1 protein-coding gene is annotated in these 1,276 nt (G+C 62.5%); it reads right to left on the bottom strand.

Annotation, left to right across the window (positions count from 1 at the left end):
* Positions 1–7: 7 nt before the first annotated feature.
* The gene (locus E3O60_RS06515) at positions 8–1,090 is read right to left on the bottom strand and encodes an IS30 family transposase (RefSeq protein WP_134497548.1); all 1,083 of its coding nucleotides are present in this window, start codon (positions 1,088–1,090) and stop codon (positions 8–10) included.
* Between the last annotated feature and the right edge of the window lie 186 nt (positions 1,091–1,276).

The following is a 1,276-nucleotide window of genomic DNA, read 5'->3' as shown; positions in this document are numbered from 1 at the left end:
GGCGGATTCAACCGGTCAGCGCAACACCGGTCGGTTGTGGCTTCGAGAGTAGCTCGTTGAGGGCTTCTTTCGGGGTTTTCCAGTCGAGGGTTTTGCGGGGGCGGTCGTTGAGCTGGTTGGCGACGTAGTCGAGGTAGTCGTGGTGGTAGCCGGAGAGGTCTGTGCCTTTCGGGAAGTACTGGCGCAGCAGACCGTTGGTGTTCTCGTTGCTGCCGCGCTGCCAGGGTGAGTGCGGGTTGCAGAAGTAGATGTCCATGTCGAGGGCGATTCGGATCTGCGCGTGATTGGCCATTTCTTTGCCCTGGTCCCACGTGACGGATTTGCGGAGGAATTCCGGCAACCTGCCCATGGTCTCGATCATCGCCTGCTGGACCTCGTCGGCGCCGTGTTTGTCGGGCAGGTGCAGCAGCATCACGAACCGGGTTGTGCGTTCGACCAGGGTGCCGATCGCGGAGCCGCTGTCTTTGCCAACGATCAGGTCACCCTCCCAGTGTCCGGGAACTGCCCGGTCTTCGACCTCGGCGGGCCGGTCGCTGATCAGCACCATGTCGCGGATCCGGCCCTGGTGTTGGGTGGCCCGGCGTTGCGGTTTACGGAGCGCTCTTCCAGTGCGCAACGCCACTGTCAGGTCGCGGCGCAACGCCCCGCGGCCCTGAACATACAGGGATTGGTAGATCGTTTCGTGTGACACCCGCATCTCCGGATCGTCGGGGAAGTCCAACCGCAATCGTCGCATGATCTGCTCCGGGCTGGCCTTCTCCGATAGCCGATTCTGAACCTCGTCCCGGAGCCTGTCATTCAGGGCCAGTTTCGCTGGTTTCGGGCGGGACATCCTCAGATCTGCGCGACGCTGCGCTAACGACGGCGAGTACTTCACCGGCGTCGAACGGGGCCGCCCCATCCTCGACCGCGGTCGGTATTGATGAGGCAGATTTCGCTCCAACTCCCGCAGCACCGTCGACGGATTGCGTCCGATCGACCGGCTGATCGCTCTGATCGACAGGCCGGCGCTGATCCCGGCCAGAATCAGCTCGCGTTCACGAATCGACAAAAACCGTTCGGATGGCGGATTCAACGACAACGGTGTCATGCCACCAGCATTGCGGAACCACACGTCACCCTCCTGCGATGACATGCCCGCAACCGCGGCAGCGTCCTGCGTCGTAGCTCCGTCCCGAATCGCTGTCCAGAACACCCGACGCACAGCACGGGAAACAGGAATACGCATCATCACTCCAAGAAGTCAGAGTGTTGCGCTGACCCCTTGAGCCCGCGG

Origin of the sequence: Cryobacterium sp. TMB1-7 (assembly GCF_004402435.1) — a bacterium.
GTDB lineage: Bacteria > Actinomycetota > Actinomycetes > Actinomycetales > Microbacteriaceae > Cryobacterium > Cryobacterium zongtaii.
Note: the sequence above shows the minus strand (reverse complement) of the source record. Positions and strands in the feature narration are given on the sequence as shown.